This window comes from Halorubrum sp. SD612 (assembly GCF_002135005.1).
In genome coordinates this window covers 17,045-38,883 of sequence record NZ_NEWI01000008.1, presented here as the reverse complement: position 1 = coordinate 38,883, position 21,839 = coordinate 17,045, and the positions used below count along the sequence as shown (strand labels likewise).

The 21,839-nt window shown below is 69.5% G+C and carries 20 protein-coding genes and 1 pseudogene; 9 read left to right on the top strand and 12 right to left on the bottom strand.

The genetic code is table 11. The features are described from left to right. The 3 genes and pseudogenes from B9G38_RS01965 to B9G38_RS01955 all read right to left on the bottom strand — a co-directional run. Positions 1-445, bottom strand: a pseudogene (locus tag B9G38_RS01965) (tRNA uridine(34) 5-carboxymethylaminomethyl modification radical SAM/GNAT enzyme Elp3); the annotation flags it as partial. A 767-nt stretch (positions 446-1,212) separates the two neighbouring features. Then, positions 1,213-2,604, bottom strand: coding sequence for an ABC transporter substrate-binding protein (locus tag B9G38_RS01960; protein WP_086219304.1), 1,392 nt, complete (start codon positions 2,602-2,604; stop codon positions 1,213-1,215). A 275-nt stretch (positions 2,605-2,879) separates the two neighbouring features. After that, a complete protein-coding gene (locus B9G38_RS01955) occupies positions 2,880-4,538 on the bottom strand; it encodes a gamma-glutamyltransferase family protein (RefSeq protein WP_086219303.1) in 1,659 nt (552 codons plus the stop codon). A 232-nt stretch (positions 4,539-4,770) separates the two neighbouring features. On the opposite strand from B9G38_RS01955, the gene B9G38_RS01950 reads away from it, so the two are divergent. The 6 genes from B9G38_RS01950 to B9G38_RS01925 all read left to right on the top strand — a co-directional run bounded on the left by B9G38_RS01950 (position 4,771) and on the right by B9G38_RS01925 (position 11,565). Then, positions 4,771-6,471 (top strand): ABC transporter substrate-binding protein, encoded by a 1,701-nt coding sequence (locus B9G38_RS01950; RefSeq protein ID WP_086219302.1) that lies wholly within the window; start codon positions 4,771-4,773, stop codon positions 6,469-6,471. A 38-nt stretch (positions 6,472-6,509) separates the two neighbouring features. Continuing rightward, complete coding sequence (locus B9G38_RS01945) at positions 6,510-7,460, top strand: ABC transporter permease (RefSeq protein WP_049931661.1); 951 nt, start codon at positions 6,510-6,512, stop codon at positions 7,458-7,460. A 3-nt stretch (positions 7,461-7,463) separates the two neighbouring features. Further along, positions 7,464-8,549, top strand: a complete 1,086-nt coding sequence (locus B9G38_RS01940; RefSeq protein WP_049931660.1) for an ABC transporter permease — start codon at positions 7,464-7,466, stop codon at positions 8,547-8,549. Beyond that, positions 8,549-9,640 (top strand): ABC transporter ATP-binding protein, encoded by a 1,092-nt coding sequence (locus B9G38_RS01935; RefSeq protein WP_086219301.1) that lies wholly within the window; start codon positions 8,549-8,551, stop codon positions 9,638-9,640. The genes B9G38_RS01940 and B9G38_RS01935 overlap by 1 nt, the downstream gene beginning before the upstream one ends. After that, positions 9,637-10,956 (top strand): ABC transporter ATP-binding protein, encoded by a 1,320-nt coding sequence (locus B9G38_RS01930; RefSeq protein ID WP_086219300.1) that lies wholly within the window; start codon positions 9,637-9,639, stop codon positions 10,954-10,956. The genes B9G38_RS01935 and B9G38_RS01930 overlap by 4 nt, the downstream gene beginning before the upstream one ends. Positions 10,957-11,031: 75 nt before the next feature. Next, positions 11,032-11,565 carry a hypothetical protein gene (locus B9G38_RS01925; RefSeq protein ID WP_049931658.1) on the top strand — a complete coding sequence of 178 codons (534 nt, stop codon included), beginning with the start codon at positions 11,032-11,034 and terminating at the stop codon, positions 11,563-11,565. A 25-nt stretch (positions 11,566-11,590) separates the two neighbouring features. On the opposite strand, the gene B9G38_RS01920 is transcribed toward B9G38_RS01925, so the two are convergent. Together B9G38_RS01920 and B9G38_RS18135 are read right to left on the bottom strand one after the other, a co-directional pair. Beyond that, positions 11,591-11,947: a GntR family transcriptional regulator gene (locus B9G38_RS01920; protein WP_086219299.1), complete on the bottom strand. Its 357-nt coding sequence runs from the start codon at positions 11,945-11,947 to the stop codon at positions 11,591-11,593. 74 nt (positions 11,948-12,021) lie between these two features. Further along, positions 12,022-12,192 carry a hypothetical protein gene (locus B9G38_RS18135; protein WP_198945646.1) on the bottom strand — a complete coding sequence of 57 codons (171 nt, stop codon included), beginning with the start codon at positions 12,190-12,192 and terminating at the stop codon, positions 12,022-12,024. A gap of 422 nt (positions 12,193-12,614) precedes the next feature. On the opposite strand from B9G38_RS18135, the gene B9G38_RS01915 reads away from it, so the two are divergent. Then, the gene (locus tag B9G38_RS01915; protein ID WP_086215601.1) at positions 12,615-13,343 is read left to right on the top strand and encodes a hypothetical protein; all 729 of its coding nucleotides are present in this window, start codon (positions 12,615-12,617) and stop codon (positions 13,341-13,343) included. 659 nt (positions 13,344-14,002) lie between these two features. On the opposite strand, the gene B9G38_RS01910 is transcribed toward B9G38_RS01915, so the two are convergent. Next, positions 14,003-14,659: an HVO_0476 family zinc finger protein gene (locus B9G38_RS01910; protein ID WP_086219298.1), complete on the bottom strand. Its 657-nt coding sequence runs from the start codon at positions 14,657-14,659 to the stop codon at positions 14,003-14,005. 127 nt (positions 14,660-14,786) lie between these two features. Here B9G38_RS01910 and prs point away from each other — a divergent pair, with 127 nt between their 5' ends. Further along, the gene (gene prs, locus B9G38_RS01905; protein ID WP_086219297.1) at positions 14,787-15,641 is read left to right on the top strand and encodes a ribose-phosphate diphosphokinase; all 855 of its coding nucleotides are present in this window, start codon (positions 14,787-14,789) and stop codon (positions 15,639-15,641) included. A 13-nt stretch (positions 15,642-15,654) separates the two neighbouring features. Here prs and B9G38_RS01900 read toward each other — a convergent pair whose 3' ends face one another. The 6 genes from B9G38_RS01900 to B9G38_RS01875 all read right to left on the bottom strand — a co-directional run bounded on the left by B9G38_RS01900 (position 15,655) and on the right by B9G38_RS01875 (position 20,725). After that, positions 15,655-16,218 carry a maltose acetyltransferase domain-containing protein gene (locus tag B9G38_RS01900; protein ID WP_086215598.1) on the bottom strand — a complete coding sequence of 188 codons (564 nt, stop codon included), beginning with the start codon at positions 16,216-16,218 and terminating at the stop codon, positions 15,655-15,657. An 88-nt stretch (positions 16,219-16,306) separates the two neighbouring features. After that, entirely contained in the window at positions 16,307-17,446 is a 1,140-nt protein-coding gene (locus B9G38_RS01895; protein ID WP_086219296.1) for an ATP-NAD kinase family protein, read from the bottom strand. A 488-nt stretch (positions 17,447-17,934) separates the two neighbouring features. Continuing rightward, the gene (locus tag B9G38_RS01890) at positions 17,935-18,633 is read right to left on the bottom strand and encodes a molybdopterin-binding protein (protein WP_086219295.1); all 699 of its coding nucleotides are present in this window, start codon (positions 18,631-18,633) and stop codon (positions 17,935-17,937) included. Positions 18,634-18,711: 78 nt separating this feature from the next. Further along, entirely contained in the window at positions 18,712-19,494 is a 783-nt protein-coding gene (locus B9G38_RS01885; protein ID WP_086215454.1) for a DUF5803 family protein, read from the bottom strand. Between the two features lie 11 nt (positions 19,495-19,505). Beyond that, on the bottom strand, positions 19,506-20,201 hold the full coding sequence (locus tag B9G38_RS01880; RefSeq protein WP_086219294.1) for a DUF2110 family protein: 696 nt from the start codon (positions 20,199-20,201) through the stop codon (positions 19,506-19,508). Next, a complete protein-coding gene (locus B9G38_RS01875) occupies positions 20,201-20,725 on the bottom strand; it encodes a transcription factor (RefSeq protein ID WP_086219293.1) in 525 nt (174 codons plus the stop codon). The genes B9G38_RS01880 and B9G38_RS01875 overlap by 1 nt, the downstream gene beginning before the upstream one ends. A gap of 146 nt (positions 20,726-20,871) precedes the next feature. On the opposite strand from B9G38_RS01875, the gene B9G38_RS01870 reads away from it, so the two are divergent. Continuing rightward, positions 20,872-21,837 (top strand): hypothetical protein, encoded by a 966-nt coding sequence (locus tag B9G38_RS01870; protein WP_086219292.1) that lies wholly within the window; start codon positions 20,872-20,874, stop codon positions 21,835-21,837. The last annotated feature ends 2 nt before the right edge of the window (positions 21,838-21,839 follow it).

Genomic DNA, 21,839 nt, shown 5'->3' with positions numbered 1-21,839 from the left:
CGTACGGGTCGTAGTCGTTCTGCTCGCCGCGGGCGGCCGCGGGCTCGTGGCCCGTGTACGACTGCGCCGAGGAGAACTCCGAGGCCGGGCCGCCCGGACAGTAGAGGCACTTCCCGTGCGGGCACAGCTCGGGGGAGGTCATGATCGCGACCGGCGAGACGCCAGAGGCGGTCCGGACCGGCTTGCGCTGGACCACCTCGATCACGTCGTCGCGGTGTTCGGCGGGCGCGTGGTCTAAGATCTCGGTGTTCTTCGGCACCTTCGGCGAGCCGAACTCCGAGCAGGCGTCGAGCTTGGCGCGTTCGAGGTCGTCGCGCTCTATCTCGCCCGCGAGGATCCGGTCGACGAGGTGTTCGCAGGTATGGGCGAACGCCTCGGAGTCGGCGGGGTCGGCGTCTCCGGCGCCGTCGTCGGACTCGGCGTCGCCCGCCGCGTCGGTACTCATTACGCTCCGATCGACGGGTTTCGGAGTTAAGCGTGTCGCACCGATACATGAGAGGGGTGCGCGTCGGCGAAAAAGCGAGAGTTGGCGCCACGGCCTCGATCATACGACACCGCGTTTTCCGCCTCGGCGAAACGAAACCCGAGCCCTCGACGGCTCGGCTGTACGAGGGCTTCGAATCAGACAAATCGGCGAGCGACACCACCGAAGCCCCAGCCGGGAAGGCGGCGCACGCTCGCTGTCGCCCGAAAATCTCCGATTTTCGGGATGTCGTCAGAATCCTCTGGATTCTGACTGCTAGCCAGAAATCAGAGATTTCTGGCGATGACGAGAGAGCAAAGCTCTCTCGAACCACGCTCCTCGCTCAGTCGCTCACTTCGTTCGCTTCTTCGCTGTGGTGCTTGCGTCGTCATCAGAACGCTCCGCGTTCTGATTGGCTCACGAGAGCGAAGCTCTCGTGAACGCCTGCGCCGCCTTCCCGGCTGCCCCTTCGAGTCCCACCCGACCGCAACCGCACAGCACCTCACACCTCCCCAGCCTCGTCGGCCTCCCGTCGCTCCGCTCCGGTCGGCCGACTCCCTCGCGCGTGCTGTCGCCGGCGCTTCGCGCCGGCTTCCAGAGGGACCTTCGGTCCCTCGCGGCTCGGCCGCGGGGCGGCCTCGCAGGCGCGCGCCACCGCAACGCCATTTATAACCGATCCCCGTCATCGGTCTCTCCGACGAGCGCGGTGGCTCACGGGCGGCGAAAAAACGGAAAAGGCTCGGCGCTTCCTACTCGTTCAGCACGCTCGACCACTGGCTGGTGTACGTCGCCTGGTTCGGCTCGAACGAGACGCGCTCGGTAATCGTCCCGTCGCGCTCCTCGAAGGCGTTCACGTACGACTCCTCCAGCGACTGGCCGTAGGCGTCGTTGAGGTACAGCGTCCCCGAACTCGCCGCGCCGACCGTGTCGCTGACGGCGAGGTCGGCCATCGCGGGCCCCTGAAGCAGGTCGGAGGGAGCGGTCCGGAAGATGTAGTCGTTGTCCTCCAGATCGGTCACGTTCGGGTCGGTCGAGGACGGCGAGATGCCGACGACGCCGTTCGGGATGAACACCTGGTCCGAGACCTGGAGGTTGACGTTCGACGACGCCGGGCCCACGACGGCGCCGTAGCCGGCGTTGACGATGGCGTTCGCGCCCGAGATACCGGCCTGCGGGTCCGTCTGCGTGTCCTCAACTCGGGTCTCGACGTCGACGTTGATCCCCGCGTCGTTGACCTGCGTCGCCGCGAGCAGGGCGCCGTCGCGGATCGGGACGCCGAGCGGACCGAGGTCACCCGTCTCCGGCATCAACACGCCGATTCGCGCGGTGAACGAGTCGACGCCGACCGGGTCCGCGGCGGTCGCGTTCCGGTCCTCCTCGGAGAGTTCGTTGCCGAACTCGACGGTGTCGAGGGTGACGAGTTCGCCGTCTTGGAAGTCGACGATGTCGTACGCGGCGGTGGCGATGTCGCCGTTGACGTCGAAGTTGACGCCCGAGGACGCGCCCACGTAGTGGACCGGATCGCCGGCGGCGACCGTCTCGACGGCCTCGGGGAGGTCCGCGGGGCCGAACTCGTCGCCGCCGGGATTAGCGACGGTCCGGACGCGGTCGCGGATCGCCTCGCCGCTGTTCTCGCCCGCGGCGGTCGCCGCGAGGATCTCGACCGCCATCGCGTCGTACGCCTGCGCCGTGAACACGCCCGGCTCCTCGCCGTACTCCTCCTGATACGACTCGGTGAAGAACTCCGCGCCGGGACCGCCGGCCGAGGGCGCGGTGCCGATGACGTTGTTCATGTCGTTGTCGACCTCGCCGGGCAGGTCGCTGTCGATCAGCCCGTCGGGGACGATGATGTCGAGGTCGGGCGCGCTGTCGGCGAAGTCCGAGTAGAAGTCGCGGAACAGCTGGATACCGGACTGCGGGAACCCGACGACCATCACGGCGTCCGGGACGTTGCTCTGGTCGCCGCCGTCGGACCCGTCGGAGCCGTCGTCCCCGTCCATCCCGTCGCCGCCGTCGTCTCCGTCGGACCCGTCGCCGCCGTCGGACCCGTCGCCGCTCTCCGTCGAGCAGCCGGCGAGCCCCGCGATGCCGACCGCGCCGGCGCCCTTGAGTACGTCGCGTCGCTGGATTCTTCGCTTCATCCTGTGAGCGAATACCATGCGAGCCATTATAAGTGTATCCACGACCACAAATACCACACCCGCGAACTCCCCGGATTCAGACGGCTCCTCTCGCGGTCTGGGAGGCTTACGGTGCGTCTCGGGCCGGACCGGCGGCGACCGGAAACGCGGGTCGTTCCCGCTCGCTGATAGGTGGTCGGGGGCGCGTGACGGAACGCGAACGGGACGCCCCGTCGAACCGGGATCGGCCGCCGTGGCGACGGGGACTCGACCGCACCTCGCCGCCACCCGTCGGCTCAGTACCCCTGCGCGTTCCCGTCCTGCCGGGGTTCGGTGGCGGCCGAGAGGACCCCGTCGCGGTTGCGAGCGATCTGCGCGCCGCCGAACATGACCGGCGAGGGCGTCCGCACGTCGTGATCCTTCCGGACCAGTTTGGCTGCGGCGTCGTCGTCGAAGTGAGGTTCGAGCGCGAGTTCGCCGCCCTCGCGGTAGCGCCACCGCGGCTCGTCGAGCGCGCGCTGGAGGGGCATATCGTAGTCGACCAGATTCGAGATCACCTGGACGTGGCCCTGCGGCTGCATGTACCCGCCCATCACGCCGAACGCCGCCCAGTCGTCCTCGTCGAACCGGACCACGCCAGGGATGAGGGTGTGGAAGGGGCGCTTGCCTGGTTCGAGGCTGTTCGGGTGGTCCGGGTCGAGCGAGAACGAGGCCCCGCGGTTCTGGAGGGCGATGCCGGTGTCGCCCGCGACGAGCCCGGAGCCGAAGCCGGCGAACCGCGAGTTGATGTAGGAGACGACGTTCCCGGCGTCGTCGGCGACCGTGAGCAGCACGGTGTCGGCGTCCTCCGCGTTCGCGTTCGGCACCCCGAAGGAGACGTCGTGCGAGGCGGTCTCGCCGACGCGGGCGGCGCGCTCGGCGGCCCAGTCGGCCGACGCGAGCGGGGGGATCTCCTCGTACTCCGGGTCGGTGATGTAACGGTGGCCGTCGTGGAAGGCTCGCTTCAATGCCTCGGCGAAGTAGTGGACGCGCTCGGGGGAGTCGTAGTCGTGCTCGCCCGCGCCCAGTTCGGCGGCGACGTTGAGCGCCTCCAGCGCGATGAGTCCCTGATTGTTCGGCGGTAGCTCGTACACCTCGGCGCCGTTGTACGTCGTCGACACCGGCTCCGGCCACTCGACCTCGAACTCGGCGAGGTCGTCGACGGTCATGAACCCGCCCTGCGACTGGACCTCGTCGGCGATCGCCTCGGCGATCTCGCCCTCGTAGACGGCGTCCGCGCCCTCCTCTGCGATCGTCTCCATCGACTCGCCGAGCCGCGGGAGCGTCACCGTCTGGCCGACGGCCGGCGGCTCGCCGTCGAACAGGAACGCCTCGCGGGCATGGTCGTCGGTGAACAGCGCGTCGGCGCTCGCCCAGTAGGAGGCGATCACCTCGGACACCGGGTACCCCTCGGTCGCGTACCGGATCGCCGGCGCGAGCGCGTCGGCGAGCGTGAGCCGACCCAGCTTCTCGACGGTCGCCTCCCAGCCGCGGGCCGTTCCCGGGACGGTGACCGCGTGCGGCCCGTAGAACGGCATCTCGGCCTCGCCGGCGTCGTCGACCGCGTAGCCGCCGTCGTCCGGGTAGTAGGAGTCGGCGTCGTCGTCCTCGGCGAGCGCCGCCCGCACACTTTCGATCGTCGCGTCGGCGGGCGCGCCGCCGCAGGAGCGCATCGCGCCGACCTCGCCGTCGGCGGTCCGGTACAGCGCGAACACGTCGCCGCCGAGCCCGGTCGAGGTCGGCTCGACGACGTTGAGCGCGGCGGCGGTCGCGACCGCCGCGTCGAACGCGTTGCCCCCCTCGCGTAACACCTCGATCCCCGCCTGGCTCGCGAGCGGCTGGCTTGTCGCCACCACGCCGCGCTCGCCGTACACGGTCGACCGCCGCGAGGTGAATCGGTCTAAGTCCGGATCCATACTCTCGATCCGGTCGCCCGGCAAATAAACATCGATCCGGATCTATCCGGTCTGTTCGCTCCCGACCGAACGATCTGCCACCGGAAGGAGGGGCTCGGTCGCGCTCCGCCAGACAATAGTGAACGATCATGTTAATACGTCCAATTGTCACCGAATCGGTCAATTACTGTACGGATGACGACCTGATGTACTGAATAGAATAGTTTTTAACGACCGACGTGTACGTGTTGGTATGTCTCACTCTGACAACGGACAGACGAAATCGGCAGCGACCCGCCGACGGGTTCTCGCCGCAATGGGCGGTGCGAGCGTCGTCGGCCTCGCAGGTTGTGTCGGCGGCGACGGCGGCGACGGCGGCGACGGGTCCGACGGCGGCGACGGCACGAACGAGTTCGTCGCGTCGGCGGCTGCGAACCCGGGCACGTTCGACCCGACGATCATCACGGACGCGACCTCCAACTCCGTCGTCGGCACCATGGCCTACGAGCGGTTGGTCGCGCTGACGTTCGACTACTCCGAGTTCCGGGGCGAACTCGCCTCCAGCTACGAGCAGGTCGACGACACCACGTTCCGGTTCCAGCTCCGCGAGGGGGTCACGTTCCACAACGGCGACGAGTTCACCGCCGAGGACGTCCAGTTCTCCATCAACCGGACGAGCGGCACGACGAACGACGCCGACGTCTCCTTCATCGAGAACGTCGAGATACTCGGCGACTACGAGGTCGAAATCACCTCGACCGACCCGCACGCGCCGTTCTTGAACGACCTCGCCGCGGTCCCGATCCTCACGAGCAAGACCGACGCGATCAGCGAAAGCCCGGAACAGGACGACCACTCGTTCACCGAGCAGACCCTCGGTACCGGACCGTGGGAGCTGGAGGAGTTCTCGGCCGAGGACCGAGCCGTCCTCGTCCCCTACGACGACTACTGGCACGACGGCGACGACTACCCCGGCACGGCGCCGTGGGACCGGGTCACGATCCGGGTCATCCCGGAGCAGGTCTCGCAGGAGGAGGCGATGGCCGCCGGCGAGCTCGACATGATCGACAACGCGGCGCCCTTCGAGCTCGACCAGTGGGAGAACCAGACCGGCGAGGTCGTCACCGGCAGCGCCGTCGGGTTCGACTTCATCACCTATCCGGTCAACCAGAGCCCGTTCACCAACGAGAAGCTCCGCCGCGGAATGACCCGGTTACTCCCGAAGTCCGACGTCATCGAGGCCGTCTTCGGCGGCTATGCGACGGAGCTCGCCGGCCCGATCAGCCCCGGTCTCGGAGCGTTCTGGGACCCCGAGCACGAGCAGAACCTCCTCGACGAGTACGTCGGCCAGGACGAGGAGGAGGGCCTCCGGCTCATCGGCGAGGCGTTCGAGGAGGAGGGCATCGAGGCGCCGTTCGACGTCTCCTTCATCACCAACGTCAACCGGACCCGCGAGCGGTGGATGGAGATCATCCAGCAGACGATGGACGAGACCGAGTACTTCAACGCGGAGCTCGATGTCCGCGCCTTCGACGACCTCGTCCCGTTCCTGCTCGACCCCGAGGGCGCCGCGGCCAGCACCGACGTCGTCGGCATCGGCTGGACGGGCGGCTCCGACCCGGACGGCCACATCAACCAGCTGCTCCACTCCAGCCAGCACGTCCCCGACGGATTCAACTGGAACCTCTACGAGAACGAGGAGATGGACTCGCTGATCACCGAGGGGCAGACGACCCTCGGCGCCGAGGAGCGACTCCCGATCTACCAGGACATCCAAGAGCTCGTCGCGCAGGAGGTCCCGATGGCGAACATGTGGACCGGCGACGTGATCGACGTGCTCAACCCGGCCAACGTCGAGTCTGTCGACCAGTGGAGCCCGCACCCGAACGCGAGCAACCGGTACAACACGCTGTACAAGCCGCACCTCGACGAGATCGTGTACCCGGCGGAGTAACGGTCTCAAACATCCGATAGCGCCCTCAATTCACCCCGATGAGTCTCCAACGATTTGTCATTAAACGCAGCCTGATAACCATCCCGCTGCTGCTCGGGATATCCCTGCTCACCTTCGGGATGGTCCACGCCATTCCCGGCGACCCGATCGACTTCATCACGCTGTTCACAGAGCTCGATCCGCAGACGGAGATGGAGATCCGGGCCGAGTACGGCCTCGACCAGCCGGTGTACATCCAGTACATCGACTGGGTCACCAGCGCGGCGACCGGCGACTTCGGCCGGTCGATCATCACCCGCGACCCGGTGATAAACGAGATCATGGAGCGGCTCCCGTACACGCTCGTGATGGGGATCATGGCGTTCGGCGTCACGCTCGCCACGGCGATCCCGACCGGCGTGATCGCGGCGTACTACCGCAACACCAAGATCGATCAGGCCAGCCGCGTGTTCGCGCTGCTCGGGATCGCGATCCCGAACTTCCTGCTCGGCCTGCTGCTGCTCTTGATCTTCGCGAGCTGGCTCGACCTGTTCCCCATCCTGCCGCCCACCAGTAAGGGGATCCTCAGCTACGACATGCTGGTGTACACCCTGTTGCCGGCGATCACCATCGGGACCGGTTCCACGGCTCTGCTGATGCGACTGATGCGGTCCTCGATGGTGGAGGAACTCGACAAAGACTACGTCCGGACGGCGCGCGCGAAGGGGCTCCCGGAGCGGACGGTCGTCCGGAAACACGTCCTGCGGAACTCGCTGATCTCCGTCGTCACCGTGGCGGCGATCCAGGTCGCGTTCATCATCAGCGGCTCCGTCGTCGTCGAGATCGTCTTCTCGTATCCGGGTATCGGACGGCTGCTCGTCGATCGGGTGGGTAACCGCGACTTCCCGGTCATCCAGGCGATCGTCCTCCTGATCGGCGTCGCCGTGATACTCGCGAACTTCGTCGCCGACGTGCTCTACGCGTACCTCGATCCCAGAATCCGATACTAGATAATGTCAAGCGAAACCTCACAGCGGACGACGGAACGCGGACGAATACGGGTCTCCGGCTTCGACGTCGAGCGCGTCGACTCCCGGGACCCGCTCTCCTCGTGGCAGCCCGACCTCCAGTCGGAGGAGGGGCGCGGTCGCCTTGAGTACGCGTGGATGCGGTTCAAACGGAACCGCCTCGCGCTGTTCGGCGCGGCCACCATCGTCTTCATGGTGCTGCTCGCGGTGTTCTCCCGTCCGATCCAGCTCCCGACTAGCTTCCCGGTGCTGGCCGGAGAGACGGTCCAGCCGTTCTCGCTCGCGCCGGCCGACCCCGCGAACCAGGACGTGATCACCGGGTACCGGGAGCCCACCCTGGAGAACCTCCTCACTTGGCCGCCCACCGGACTCTACCTGTTCGGCGCCGACTGGGCCGGCCGCGACATCCTCTCGCGGGTGATGTACGGCGGGCGCTGGAGCCTCTCGATCGGCTTCATCGCCGTCGCCATGGCCCTCCTCGTCGGGATCCCGCTCGGCTCGATCGCGGGGTACTACGGCGGCAAGATCGACGAGATCATCATGCGCCTCGTCGACCTGCTGTACGCGTTCCCGTTCATCGTGCTCGCGATCGCGGTCATCGCCGTCCTCGGTCGCGGCTACTGGGAGATGATCCTCGCCCTGGTCGTCGTCGGGTGGCTCCCGTACGCCCGCATCATCCGCGGCGAGATCCTGAGCGTGAAGGAGAACGAGTACGTCACCGCGGCGAAGGCGCTCGGCTCCCGCGACCGCTCGATCATCGCGCGGCACATCCTCCCGAACGCCATGGCGCCGGTGATCGTTCAGGCGACGCTCAGCATCGGCACCACGGTGCTCGTCGCCGCGGCGCTCGGGTTCATCGGGCTCGGCCTGTCCCCGGCGAGCGCGGAGTGGGGCGTCATGCTCAACGTCGAGCAGGACGCGATCGCCCGCGGCCGCTGGTGGGCCGGGCTGTTCCCGGGCCTCGCCATCTTCGTCTTCGTGATGGCGATCAACCTCGTCGGCGACGGCGTCCGCGACGCGTTCGACCCGCAGGGCGACCAGACCGACACCGACACCGGGGGGCTCCGCTGATGGCGATGCTCGAAGTCGAGGACCTCAACGTGCGGTTCTACACCGACGACGGGGTCGTCAAGGCGACGAACGACCTCTCGTACCGGATCGAGGCCGGCGAGCGGTTCGGCGTCGTCGGCGAGAGCGGGGCCGGGAAGAGCGTCACGAGCCTCGCGCTGATGCGCCTCATCGACGAGCCGGGCGTCATCGAGAGCGGCGAGATCCGGTTCAAGGGCCAGAACATCTTGGAGATGGATGAAGAGGAGATGCGCGAACTCCGCGGCAACGAGATCGCGATGATCTTCCAGGACGCCGGGACCGCGCTGAACCCGTCGTACACGGTGGGCGAGCAGATCTCGGAGGCGATCCGGTACCACATCGGGCTCGACGAGGAAGCGGCGCGCGAGCGCGCCATCGAGACGCTGGAGTCGGTCGGGATCCCCTCGGCCGCCGATCGGTACAGCGACTACCCGCACGAGTTCTCCGGCGGGATGCAACAGCGCGTCGTGATCGCGATCGCGCTGTCGTGCGACCCCGACCTGATCATCGCCGACGAGCCGACCACCGCGCTCGACGTCACCATCGAGGCGCAGATCCTCGAACTGCTGGAGGAGGTCGCGACCGAGTTCGACACCGCCATCCAGCTCATCACCCACGACCTCGGCGTCGTCGCCGAGTTCTGTGACCGGGTCATGGTGATGTACGCCGGCCACCCGGTGGAGATGGCGCCGGTCGAGGACGTGTACTACGACCCGCAACACCCGTACACCGTCGGGCTGATGAGCTCCATCCCGCGTATCGGCGACGAGCGCGACCGGCTCCAGACGATCCCGGGCCGGATGCCGGACCTGATCGAGATGCCGCCGGGCTGTAACTTCCACCCCCGGTGTCCGTACGCCGAGGAGTCGTGTACCCGCATGGAGCCCCAGCTCGTCGACGTCGAGACGGGAGAGCACGCGGACCCGATCAACAGCGACGCGCAGAGCGCCGCGTGTCTCGCACACACCGGCGAACTCACCGGCGAACTCGACTACGAGGTGACCGTCCGCGGCGAGGACGACCCGGTCGGGTCGGGCGACGCGGCGAGCTCAGCGGGGGTGAGCGACCGATGAGCGGCTCCGAGCCGCTCCTCCGCGTCGAGGGGCTCGAGAAGTACTACGAGTCCGAGAGCGACTTCATCGACCGGCTCCTCGGCCGGCAGAAGAAGGTGAAGGCGGTCGACGGGGTCTCCTTCGAGATCGAAGCGGGAGAGACGCTGGGGCTGGTCGGCGAGAGCGGCTGCGGGAAGAGCAGCATCGGCCGGTCGATCCTCCAGCTCCGCGAGCCGACCGCCGGCTCGGTATACTTCAAGGGCGAGGACATCACGGCGTTCTCCGACAGGGAGCTCCGGGATCTGCGAAAAGAGATGCAGATAATCTTCCAGAACCCGCAGTCGAGCCTCAACCCGCGGCTGACGGTGAACGACATCATCGGAGAGGCGCTCGACATCCACGGGATCGAGGGGGGCGTCTCCCGCGACGCCCAGATCAAGGAACTGCTCGACCGCGTCGGGCTCAACGCGAGCCACGCCAACCGGTACCCGCACGAGTTCTCCGGCGGACAGCTCCAGCGGATCGGGATCGCCCGCGCGCTCGCCGTGGACCCCGACTTCATCGTCTGCGACGAGCCCGTCTCGGCGCTCGACGTGTCGGTCCAGGCCCAGATCCTCAACCTGTTGGAGGACCTCCAAGACGAGCTTGGGATCGCGTACCTGTTCATCGCGCACGACCTCTCCGTCGTCGAGCACATCGCCGACGAGATCGCCGTCATGTACCTCGGCAAGATGGCCGAGATCGGCACGCCAGAGGAGCTGTTCGCGCCGCCGCAACACCCGTACACCGAGGCGCTGCTGTCGGCGATCCCGGAGCCGGACCCGCTGTGGGAGGGCGACCGGATCCTGCTGGAGGGGTCGGTTCCCTCACCGATCGATCCCCCGTCCGGCTGTAAGTTCCACACGCGGTGTCCCCGCGTCATCCCGCCCTCGGACTACGAGTTCGAGCAGGCGGAGTGGCGCGCGGTCATGTCGCTCCGCCACCGCGCCCGCGAGGAGGACATCGCCGTCGAGACGTTCGACGCCGGCGAGAGCGCGCTGATGGAGGCGCTCCGCGAGGAGCTCGACCTCCCATCGACGCTGTCGGACCCGGAGGCAGAGGAAGTGGTCCAAGAGGCGCTCCGGCTGGTCGCCGACGAAGAGTTCGAGCACGCCGAGCGGGTGCTCGACGAGACGTTCGACACGCCCTGCTCGACGGACGAACCGGTGCTCCGCCAGACCGACGCGGGGCGCGTCGCGTGTCACCTCTTCGACCCGGCTTACGAAGCCGGGCCGACCGAGGGGGCGGCGCCCGACGACGGTACCGCCCCCGGCTCGGCCGCGAGCGGCGACGACTGACCCCGGTCCGTCGTCCCTCCCGCCCGGGAGCGGCCCCGACGACACGCTTATTCCTCCCGGCGGGAACCTCCACGCATGCCTCGCTCACGTCGGCGGGACGGCGTCGACCGCTCCGACGACGACCCGTTCCGGCCGAATGAGTCCGTCGAACGCCACCGCCCTCGGGCCGCCAAGACGCTCCCGGCGGCGACGCTCGCACGGTGGCTGCTCCCGGCGCGGCTTCACCGCTGGGCCGTCTCCGTCAGCGTCGACACGCCGGCGACCGTGTACGAAGCGGGCGAGCCGATCCCGGTGGCGATCGAGCTCCGGAACCCGCTTCCAGTCCCGGTAACCGTTCGGACGCGGTCCCCGGTCCCGTGGACGTGGCACGTCGACGGGCACCGCGACGCGTCACAGGTGTCCGAACCGCTCCCGGAGTCGGAAGCGCGGTTCACGCTCGACCGCGGGGAGCGGCGACGGTTCACCCGGCGGTGGCAGCAGAGCTTCCAGGTCTCGGAGACGGAGTGGCGGCCCGCCGACCGCGGGGAACACACGATCGGCGCCGGGCTCGCCGTGGACGACCCCGCCGGAAAAGGCGTCTACGACGAGACGACCGTCCGGATCGAGTGACCCGCGTCCGGGGCGCCGCAGGGCCTCACTCGTCGTCGCTCGGGATGTCTATCTCTTCCTGATGGTAACGCTCGGTCGCGAGCTCCGCGACCGCCCGGAGCGCCTCGGTGAGATCGTCCGATTCGTCGAGCGTGTATCGGTCGGGGTCGCGCCCCTCGGTCCGATCGATCTCCAGGATTCCGAACCGTTCGAGTCCGTCGAGCGCCTCGTGGACGACAGTCCGGTCGACGCCCGCGCCCTCGGCGATCCGATCGACCGGCAGCGGCTCGGACGCGTAAAACAGCGCCGCGACGACCCGCGCCCGCACTCGGTTCGTGAACAGGAGCGCGAGCCCGTTCTCCGCCACGAGCCGCGTGTACTCGTCGGTCGATTGCTCGTCCATACCCGCCGTTCACGAGCGAGCGGCATGACGGCTTCGGAACGGGCGAGTCCGCGGCGGCGCCCGCCGACCCCGCGTCACTCCTCGAACTCGGCGTAGTGACGCACAAGCCCGCACTCCGGACACATCACGGTCGTCAGCTCCTTGCGCTCGTTCATGCCGAGCTTCCCGAGGAGCCCTGACCGTTTCTCGCCGGTCCTGACGTGCGCGTTCCACGCGTCGCCCATGCTGAACTCGACCTCCTCCATCGTGACGCCGCAGTCCGGACAGCGGTGGTCCCTGGGGGTCGACTCGCGCGGCGACCTGAAAACGGTTCGTCCGCTCGGCGGCCGAGCGACGCTGTTCCCCGGGCGCCGAGCCACCCGGGTCGAGTGATCACTCAGCTTTGAACGTTGTCGTGTTGACACTATTTGGCCCGAAATCGGAGGAAAAGACGTTCTACGAGGAGTCTACGGTATCGGCCGAACTGGAGAGTGATTCACAGAGGATGATGAAGGCAGCGTTCACGGCGTTTGAACCTCTAGTGGAGAGTGGAGCGTCTGCGGCTGAACTCCCTTTTCCATGCTCACACCGTCTCAGCCGCCATTTTCGGTCCATTAAGTGTTAGATACTCAACGTTCAAAGCTGAGTGATCAGACTCTTTCGACGCCGGGGCGATCGGGCCGTAGGGATGACTCGCCGGGCCGACCTCGATCGCTTCTACGACCTGCTCGACGACCTCGCGCGCCGGGTCGGCGGACCGCGGAAGCTCAAGGAGTGTACCGGGTACATGGACTGGCCCGACCGGGGCGTCTACTTCTTCCTCGCCCCGGGCGAAACGCGCGCTTCGACCGACCAGTCACGCGTCACCCGCGTGGGGACGCACGCGGTGTCCGCGGGGAGCAGCACGACCCTCTGGGACAGACTGAAACAGCACTACGGCACGGGTAGCGGAAGCTCAAACCATCCTCACGGCGGCGCTCACCGCGCGTCCGTATATCGCAAGCGCGTCGGTGAAGCGATCATCGAGAAGTACGGCCTCCGCGAGGACTACCCCGACTGGGACGAGCGGTGGTCGGGCGTCGACCGCGAGCGAGCAGCGGTCCGCGACGAGGAGTACGCCCTCGAACGGCGCGTGAGCGCGTTCGTCCGCGAACAGCCGTTCCTCTGGGTGCCCCTCGACGACGAACCCGGCGCGGATAGCGACCGGTGCGTTCTCGAACGGAACTCTATCGCCCTCCTGAGCAACTTCGATCGGGAGCCGGTCGATCCCCGGCGGACCGACTGGATCGGGCGACACAGCCGGAGCCGTGCGATCCGCGAGTCGGGACTCTGGAACGTGGATCACGCCGACGAACAGTACGACGGCGGCTTCCTCGGACTATTCGCGGACGCCGTCGACGACGCGACGCCGCCGTAGTCGGTCGTCAGGCCACTCCCGTCGTCATCGCGGCGCCGCACTCTCGGCGGCTGTGAGCGTGGTTCACTCGCGGTCGTCTCCAGTCGAACTGTACGGACGGAAAGGCTGGCCTCGGCACTCATAGGGCTCGTCGTCGCCGGGTGCCGAGTCCGGCTCGGAGCGGTGATTCGTCATCGGCCGCTCGTCGGTAGTCGCGCCGTTGAATAAAAGGATCCGGCCGCGCCGTCAGTGCGACGACCCGGCGTACTCGTTCCAGCGGTCGGTCCCGTTCGCGATCCGCCGGGTGTCCGACGGGTCGAACGTCCCCGCCGCCTGCGCGACAGCCTCCGCGGCGGTCGGAAGGTCGTCCGGAGCGTCGGTTGCGGCCGAGTCAGCGGATGGACCCGATCGGTCGGTGGGCTGTTCGGTCGGCGTCGCCTCGCGCGTGCTCGGACCGCCGGGACCGGTCGTCGTCCCCGCCGTCGAGCGTGCGTCAGTCGTGTACTACGGGTGGCACGTCACAGGCAACGTGCGTATCCTTCATAATTGTTTATGTTAGTATGAGGATCGCCGCGGGGAGTGGTCGCGGCCGTCGGCGACTCAGCGATCGGCGATCAGTCTCGCCGAGCCGACGGTACGGTGATCGCCTCCTACCGGGCCGACGGTACGGTGATCGTCTCCTACCAGGCCGACCACGCGGCGAGCGTCTCGTCGCGGGCGTAGATCCGCTTGAGGTCCTTCGCGTAGGCGAGGTCGCCGGGGTGGTCGAGTTTCTCGTGGCGGTACTCGGGCGCGTCCTCACGGATGTGGAGCCCCTCGACGGTGAACTCCTCCTCGCCGAACTCCACCGTCTCGTCGACGGTGAACTCGTAGTCGCCGGGGACGTTCACTCGCAGCGACCGGGTCTGGTCCGCGTCCCCGTCCTTCGGGTGGAGCGTGACCGGGACCGCGACGTTGTCGACCGCGCGGGTCCACAGCGTCTCCACGTCCGTGATGTCCGCTTCCTCGACGCGGTTCTCGGGGCCGAGTTCGATCCCCGTGATCCGCACCTGCATCAGCGCCTCGTCGGTGTCGACGACGAACTCCTCGCCGGTGCCCAGGTCGCCTTCGGCGGGCACGTCCATCGTCGTGGTGAACGAGTCGCCGTCCTGCGAGACGACGACCGTCACGGCGACGGTCTCGTCCTCGGGGATCTCGGTCTTGTGGGTGTGGTCGCACTCGGTACAGCGCACGGTGGCCTGCCCGCCCGGGCTGAGGACCTCGTGGACGGTCGGCTCGGCGGGCGAACACGACGGGCAGGGGAGCCCGACGCGCGCGCCGGCTTCGGTGTCAGTCATTGGGCGCTCGTACCCGCCGCGCCCGTAAATATCCGCCCCTGTGGGGGCGGTGTGGGTCGCGCTCGCGTGGCGCGCGGCGTCGCGCGGTAAGGAAACTGGTTTACCGGAGTCCGCGGAACGGTCGCCCATGATCGTACCCGGGTCCAGCTCGCAGCAGCTCGCGGCGGCGCTCGCCGCGGAGACGGGCCGGGCGCTCGCGACCCCGACCTACGACCGGTTCCCGGACGGGGAGGGGCTCGCCGCGGTGCCCGACTTCGACGCCGACGAGGCCGTGATCGTCGCCGCGACCGACTCCGACGAGGCGTGGGTCGAACTGCTCCAGCTCCAGGACGCCGTCCGCGAGGCCGGCGCGACGGACGTGACCACCGTTGTCCCCTATATGGGGTACGCCCGCCAGGACGACTCCTTCGGCGACGGAGAACCCGTCTCCGCCCGCGCGATGGCGAAGGCGATCTCGACCGGGACCGACCGCGTCCGCCTCGTCAACCCCCACGAGTCGACCGTCGCCGACTTCTTCGACGTCCCTGTCGAGGCGGTCGACGCGGCCGGCGTCCTCGCCGACCCGCTCCCCGCCGACCTCGCCGACCCGCTCTTCCTCGCGCCCGACGAGGGCGCCACCGACGGGGCCGCGGCCGTCCGCGACGCGTACGGTGCCGGCGAGACGGACTACTTCGAGAAGCACCGCGACCGCGAGACCGGTGCCGTCGCGGTGTCGCCCTCCGACGCGAGCGTCGCCGACCGCGACGTGGTCGTCGTCGACGACATCATCGCGACCGGGTCGACGATGAGCGAGTCGGTCGCCGTCCTCACCGACCGCGGTGCGGCGCGGGTGCTGACCGCCTGCGTCCACCCGGTGCTCGCCGCCAACGCGGTGACGAAGCTCCGCGCCGCCGGCGTCGACCGGATCCTCGGCAGCGACACCGTTGAGCGCGGCTGTAGCGTCGTCAGCGTCGCGCCGGCGCTGGCCGACGCGCTGGACTGACGCCGCGTAACGGTCACTCGTCGTCGATTTCTCGGATCTCCTCGGCCGGGTTGCCGCCGACCACCGTCCGCGCCGGCACGTCGTCGACGACGACGGCTCCCGCGGCGACGACCGCGCCGTCCCCGATCTCGACCCCGGGCGTGATCACCGCCCGTCCCCCGATCCAGGCGTCGTCGCCGACGGTCACGGGGTCGCCGAACTCGCGGCCCGCGGCGCGCTCCGCGGGGTCGATCGGGTGCGTCGCGGTGTACACGTGGACCCCCGGCCCGAGCAGGCAGTTCTCGCCGAACGCGACCGGCGCGACGTCTAGGACGACGCAGCCGTAGTTCGCGAAGAAGCCGTCGCCGACCCCGACGTTGTAGCCGTAGTCGCAGCGGAACGGCGGCACGACGGTCGCGTCGCCCTCGACGGCTCCGAACAGCTCGGAGAGCAGGCGGTCGCGGCGGTCGGCCTCCGTCGGCGCGGTGGCGTTGTACCGGCGACAGCGGTCCCGCGCGCGCTTACGATCGGCGACCAGCTCGGGAGCCGAGGGGTCGTACGCCTCGCCGGCCAACATCCGTTCCTTCTCGCGTCCCATACGGCTTCCGGCGCAGCCACCGACAAAGGGCTGTCCGTCTCCGCGGAGTCGAGCGCGGCCGGCGTTCGGCGACCCTCCGGGTTGGAGTTCAGACGATCTTCATCATCCGCGTCTCGAACTTCCCGACGCGGACGCGAACCCACCCCGCCAGTTCCTCGTCGAGGGCGGGGTCGTCGGTGTCGACGCGGAGCGCGCGCACGTCGTCGAGCTTCGCGCGCGAGGCGACGATCCGGAGGTCGCAGCGCCGGATCACGGCCGGCGATACCTGCGGGTTGCCGCGGCCGAAGACGAACCCCTGCCCGCCGATCGGCGAGACGACGATCACGTTCTCCTCGCCGAGCGCGCCGAGGATCTCCGCCTCCGTGGCGTCCCGCACCACCACCTCGCCGTCGCGCCAGACGTCGACGCCGATCGGGGAGGGCTCGAAGCCGAGCTCGTCCTTGATCGCGCCGACGGTCGACCCCGGGCCGAGGACGAACGCGACGCCCTCGCCGTCGCGCTCGCGAATGTCGGCCGCGACCCCCTCCGCCAGCGACTCGACGGTCCCGCTCGCCGTCTGCTTGGAGGACTGGAGGTCGTCGGCGACCGGCACGTGCGCGACACCCCGCAGCTCCGGGTGGACCTCGCCCTCGCGGTAGGCGTCCTCGTCGATGTCCATCACCTCGCGGCGCTCGGTCCGCGAGAACGAGGCGGCGACCTCGGCGGCGTCCTCCGGCGACACCGCGAACACCGACGAGTACACCTTCACGCCGGCGGGGACGCCGAGCATCGGCACGTCAGTCCCCTCCAGCGCCGCCGCGACGTCCGCCGCGGTGCCGTCGCCGCCGACGAACAGGACGAGGTCGACGGGGTCGGCGGGGGCGGTCGCGTCGCCCCGAGCCCCGGTCCCTCCGCCTCCGTCGATCCCCGCGAACGCCCGGACGACCGCCGCGGTGTGCGCCGCGGTCGTCGCCGTCGACGCCGGCGGCTCGCCGTCGAACGGGTCGACGACGCGGGCCGGGTCGAAGCCCGCCCCGCGGACGACCGACTCGCCCATTGGGTCCGCGGCTACGGAGACGGCGGCGTCGGGTTCCACCGCGGCCAGTCGCTCCAGCATCCGCCGCGCCCGGTCCGGCGCCCGCGGCTCCGCGCCGCGCTCGACCGCCTCGGTCACCTTCCCGTCGGTCCCCTTCAGTCCGACGCGGCCGCCCATCCCGGCGACCGGGTTCACCGCGATCCCCACGTGCATGACAAATAGTTCGCCGCGCCGGCCCCTTAAGCGAGACGCGTCCGGGTCGGAGCGCGCGGGCGCCCGGAACCGTCGGTCGGACCGGCACATAAAGGCCCTCAACACCGGGACACGGCACTCAACACGTGTCCGCTCGTAATTATCACTGCCGGTGGAACGAGCCCGCCATCGGTAACCTGCTCGTCTCATCGGGACTGGATCCCTCCCGCGGTAGCTGCCACACGCCCACGTCTCCCGGTCCCGTTTTCGTACCCCTACTGCGGTGCTCGTCCGTCGGTCTGCCCCCTCTCGTCCGAGAATCAATACTTAAGGCGCCCCCAGAACAACGCCGAGATATGATCCTCGAAGCCGCCGTGACGGAGCCGCTGCCGATCAGCGCGACCGCGGGCGCGATCCTGCTCGCGAGCCTCGCCCTCGTCGTCGTGTGGATCGCGTACCTCTACCGGTAGCCCCGCCTCGGCCGCCGACCGTCTGCCCTCCCTACACGCTCAGGCGGACCGCTCCTCGACCGCGTCGGTCCGCTCGCGGATCCACGCCGCCGCGCGCTCGGCCTCCGCCTCGCTCTCGGCCGTGATCTTCACGGTCACGACCTCGCCCGGATACGAGCCGACCCGCACGTCGAACCGCTCGCGCAGCGACGCGAACCGGTCGAGCAGCTCGCTCTCCGGCTCGTCGACGTCGACCGTGAGCACGTGGGTCGGCGTCCCCGCGAACTCGTCTTCGACCAGATCGAACATCGCTTTCATCTCGTCCGGGACTCCCGGAAGGACGTAGACGGACTCGACGACTGCGCCCGGCGCCACCCCGGCCTCGTTCGGCAGCGGTCGGCAGTCGGTCGGGAGGTGCGTCGTCTCGGCGGCGAGGTCGTCGCCGCTGTACCCGCGGTCGGCGAGCCACGCGGTCGCCTCCGCGTTCGCTTCGAGGCCGCGCCCGAACGCGGCCGCGACCGCCTCCATCGTCACGTCGTCGTGCGTCGGCCCGAGGCCGCCGGTGACGATCACCGCGTCGTACTCGGCGTGGTACTCGTTGACGACGCGCGCGATCTCGGCGACCTCGTCCGGGACGACGGTCACCCGCCGGACCGCGACGCCCCGGGCGTCGAGGTGGTCGCAGAGCCAGGTGGCGTTCGTGTTCTCGGTGTCGCCGACGAGGAGCTCGTCCCCGACGGTGATGACGGCGGCGTTCATACCAGTCTCAAGCGGCGCGTGGTAGAAAAGGACCGCGGCGCGGGCTGACGCCCCGACGACGGCGGCCGGTCGCGCCCGTTAGAGCAGGCCGTCATCGTCGTCGTCGTCCTCGTAGACGCCCAGTCCGAGGTCGCGGCGGCGCTGGCGGAGCGCCTCCAGCTGTCGCCGGAAGTAGAGCGTCCCGGCGACCGCGGCGACCGCGCCGATGACGAGGATGACGCCGAACACCACGAGGTCGCCCTCGCGGTACGACTGGACGACGATCGAGCCGCTCGTCACCTCCTCCCAGACGATCCGGTCGCGGTCGCCGACCGTCTCGACCGCGTGATCGCGCGGCGACACGTGGCCGACGATCGGCACCTCCGTGCTGAACTGCGGCGGCAGCGTCACCGCGTACGACCCCTCGACGTACGCGCGCATACTGAACCGTCGCGGGGACCCGGCACCGGCGAAGGCCGCCTTCCCGCCGCTCATGTCGTCGGCGAAGCGGATCCAGGTCTCGTCGGTCGTGCGCTCGATCTCGCCGCCGCGGGCGCGGAACTCGCTGCCCGTGATCACTTCCCCGTCGGGGTACTGGTAGCGGAACGCCTCGAACTCCAGCGGCTGGTCGCCGGCGTACGGCGTCTGCCGGTACAGCCGGATCTCCTCTCGGTCGTCGACCGCGTACACGACGGTGTACCTGGCGTCCGTGGTGAGGTTGAACGCGGCGTCGCGGTCCGTGTCGAAGTCGTACCCGTGCGGCGGCTCGGCGTCGAGCGTCTCGTTCGTCACCTCGCCGCCGCCGGTCGCGTAGCCGAGACAGCCGGCGCTGACCGCGAGGAGAGCGATCGCCGCCACCGCGAGCGCGAAGCGTCTGTTCACGTGTGATCAGGTTAGACGACGCAGCGCATCTCGGCCGGGAGGTACGAGCCGATGGCGGCGAGCAGTCCCGGCGGGTCGGTCCCTTCCGCGCAGACGATGCTCTGTTCGAGGAGTCCCAACCGCTCGACGGTGACGATGTCCTGCGCGTGGCCCGCGCGGTTCACCGTCGCCCGCGTCTCGCCGCGGGTCGCCGAGTTGACGTTCACCCGGCCGTCGCCGCGCTGCCAGTCGTACAGCCGGTCGCGCTCGGCGTCGGCGAGCCGGCTCTGGTCCGCGTCTGGGTCGCCCGGATCGCCGCCGTAGACGAACCGCACCGGGAGGTGCTGGACGAGCCCGAACCGCTCGACGACCTGCTCCGGCGAGCCGACGCCGAGCCCCAGCTCGTCGGCGGGGACGAACACGTCGACGCCGGCGTCGAGGGTGATACCCACGTCGTCCCACGATTCGAGGGTTCCGACGTACGTCTCGCCCGTTTCGAGGCCGCCGTCGTGGGCGACGACCTCGCCCCACGTCTCCCCGAGGACGTTGCGCGCGACCGGGGCGTCCTCCCCGGTCACGTCCACTTGGACGAACTCGTCGTCCCGAACGCCCACCTGCCAGTCGACGTCGAGTTCGCCGACGTCGTTGGCGACGAGCGAGTCCATGCCGTCGAGCGCGCGGTCGCGGGCGTCGCCCTCGACGTAGCACTTGGTTGCGAGGACGACCATCAGCCGGTCACGTCCGCGTTGAGCTCGTCGCGCAGCGCCTCGATGCGCCGGTCCATCGCCTCGCGGAGCCGGTCGTTCTCCATCGCCTCCAGCGGCGAGCCGCACTCAGGGCACTCGAAGCCGAAGTCCATCGCCTCGCCGAACTCGAAGCGGATCGAACACACCTCACAGAGGTAGAACTCGTGGGTGCGCTCGTACTCCTCGCGCTCCTCTAGGGCCTCGAGCAGTCGGTACATCTCTTCCTGGAGGTTCTCCGGGATGTTGTCGTAGTGGAACGTCCACAGGTACGTGAGCCAGCCGGAGTCCTCGTCGCGGACGCGCCGGTACGTCGCAAGGTCGTTCTCGTACAGGATGAACAGCGCGCGCCGAACGTCGTTGAGCTCCAGGCCCAGCTCCTCGGCCAGCTCCTCGTCGGTGACCTCGCCGTCGGGCGGCGCGGCCGCGACCGGCATCCCCGTCGGCCCCACCAGCTCGTGGAGGTCCTTCTGGATGACGGGGTCGTTCAGTAGATCCTCAAAAGCCATTGCGGTAAACTGGTGGTGGAATCCGGTTAAAACCTCCGAAAGGCGCGGTCGCGGCCGCCGCTCGATGCCGGAGCATTCGCCTTCCGGACCCCCGTCGACCCGCTGGTCCGGCAGAGCTTTACGCGCCGTGGCTCACACTCGCCCGTATGGCAGACTCGGTCGACGGTCGAGGGCGACGCGCGCTCGGTGCCCTCTCGCTCCTCGCGGTCCCGGCGGTGCTGGCGGCGGTCCCGCTGGTCCCTCTCGCCGCGCTGCTCGGGCCCGGCGGGCTCGGGCTCGTCCCGCTCGGCGCGCCCGGGGGGCTGCTCGCGGCCGTCCTCGTCGGCCCCGCGCCCTCCGCGCTCCTCGGTCCCGCGCCCGTCGACAGGCGGATCGCGCGGCTCCCCCGTGCCGACCTAGACGACCGCCGCGCGGACTTCGTCGCCGACCGCGTCGAACACCTCGCGGGCGAGGTCGGCGTCGACGCGCCGCCGGTAACCGCGGTCCGCGCCGACGCCGCGAACGTCGCCGTCACGGACGGTTACCGCGGGGCGCGACTGGTGGTCTCCACGCGGCTGCTCGCCCTGCCGAAGGCGGACCGCGACGCGGCGTTGCGCCACGCGCTCGTCTGGCTCCGGACGCGGCGGGCGCTCCTCACCACCGCGACGCTGCCGGCGCTGGCGGCCGTCGAGACCGCGGCGCTGCTCGCGACGCTGCTCGTGGGACGCCGCGGCGACCGGACCGCCGCCGACCGGCGCGTCAACCGGATTCACGGGTACGAGCCGGACCGCGAGCGCATCCCGTCGTGGGCGTACGCGGCCGCCGGCGTCCTGTGTTGGCTGTTGCTCCTCCCGGCGTGGGTCCCCGCGACGGTCGGCGATCGGCTCTCCGTCGCCGGCGGGCGGCGGGCCGCGGACGCGCTGGTCGCCCGGGTCGGAACCGAGGAGCGCGAGGGGCTCGCCAACGCGGTCGCGTTCGCCGGTGACGCCGCGGGCGCCGGCGACTGGCCCCCGCTCCTCGACCGGCTCTCCTTCGTCTCCATGGCCGACGCCGAGACGGGGCGGGTTCGCGGGACGAGCCGGCAGGAGGCCCGGACGCGGCTCGCGCGGCTCCGCTCGAAGCGGACACTGTAGGG

Bases quoted from the DNA above. Each gene is read 5' to 3' on its own strand.
- B9G38_RS01915 (WP_086215601.1), top strand. From the start codon at position 12,615: ATGACTCGCCGGGCCGACCTCGATCGCTTCTACGACCTGCTCGACGAC.
- B9G38_RS01950 (WP_086219302.1), top strand. From the start codon at position 4,771: ATGTCTCACTCTGACAACGGACAGACGAAATCGGCAGCGACCCGCCGA.
- prs (WP_086219297.1), top strand. From the start codon at position 14,787: ATGATCGTACCCGGGTCCAGCTCGCAGCAGCTCGCGGCGGCGCTCGCC.
- B9G38_RS01945 (WP_049931661.1), top strand. From the start codon at position 6,510: ATGAGTCTCCAACGATTTGTCATTAAACGCAGCCTGATAACCATCCCG.
- B9G38_RS01935 (WP_086219301.1), top strand. From the start codon at position 8,549: ATGGCGATGCTCGAAGTCGAGGACCTCAACGTGCGGTTCTACACCGAC.
- B9G38_RS01920 (WP_086219299.1), bottom strand. From the start codon at position 11,947: ATGGACGAGCAATCGACCGACGAGTACACGCGGCTCGTGGCGGAGAAC.
- B9G38_RS01960 (WP_086219304.1), bottom strand. From the start codon at position 2,604: ATGAAGCGAAGAATCCAGCGACGCGACGTACTCAAGGGCGCCGGCGCG.
- B9G38_RS01940 (WP_049931660.1), top strand. From the start codon at position 7,464: ATGTCAAGCGAAACCTCACAGCGGACGACGGAACGCGGACGAATACGG.
- B9G38_RS01870 (WP_086219292.1), top strand. From the start codon at position 20,872: ATGGCAGACTCGGTCGACGGTCGAGGGCGACGCGCGCTCGGTGCCCTC.
- B9G38_RS01890 (WP_086219295.1), bottom strand. From the start codon at position 18,633: ATGAACGCCGCCGTCATCACCGTCGGGGACGAGCTCCTCGTCGGCGAC.
- B9G38_RS01895 (WP_086219296.1), bottom strand. From the start codon at position 17,446: ATGCACGTGGGGATCGCGGTGAACCCGGTCGCCGGGATGGGCGGCCGC.
- B9G38_RS01880 (WP_086219294.1), bottom strand. From the start codon at position 20,201: ATGGTCGTCCTCGCAACCAAGTGCTACGTCGAGGGCGACGCCCGCGAC.
- B9G38_RS01910 (WP_086219298.1), bottom strand. From the start codon at position 14,659: ATGACTGACACCGAAGCCGGCGCGCGCGTCGGGCTCCCCTGCCCGTCG.
- B9G38_RS01875 (WP_086219293.1), bottom strand. From the start codon at position 20,725: ATGGCTTTTGAGGATCTACTGAACGACCCCGTCATCCAGAAGGACCTC.
- B9G38_RS01930 (WP_086219300.1), top strand. From the start codon at position 9,637: ATGAGCGGCTCCGAGCCGCTCCTCCGCGTCGAGGGGCTCGAGAAGTAC.
- B9G38_RS01925 (WP_049931658.1), top strand. From the start codon at position 11,032: ATGCCTCGCTCACGTCGGCGGGACGGCGTCGACCGCTCCGACGACGAC.
- B9G38_RS18135 (WP_198945646.1), bottom strand. From the start codon at position 12,192: ATGGAGGAGGTCGAGTTCAGCATGGGCGACGCGTGGAACGCGCACGTC.
- B9G38_RS01955 (WP_086219303.1), bottom strand. From the start codon at position 4,538: ATGGATCCGGACTTAGACCGATTCACCTCGCGGCGGTCGACCGTGTAC.
- B9G38_RS01900 (WP_086215598.1), bottom strand. From the start codon at position 16,218: ATGGGACGCGAGAAGGAACGGATGTTGGCCGGCGAGGCGTACGACCCC.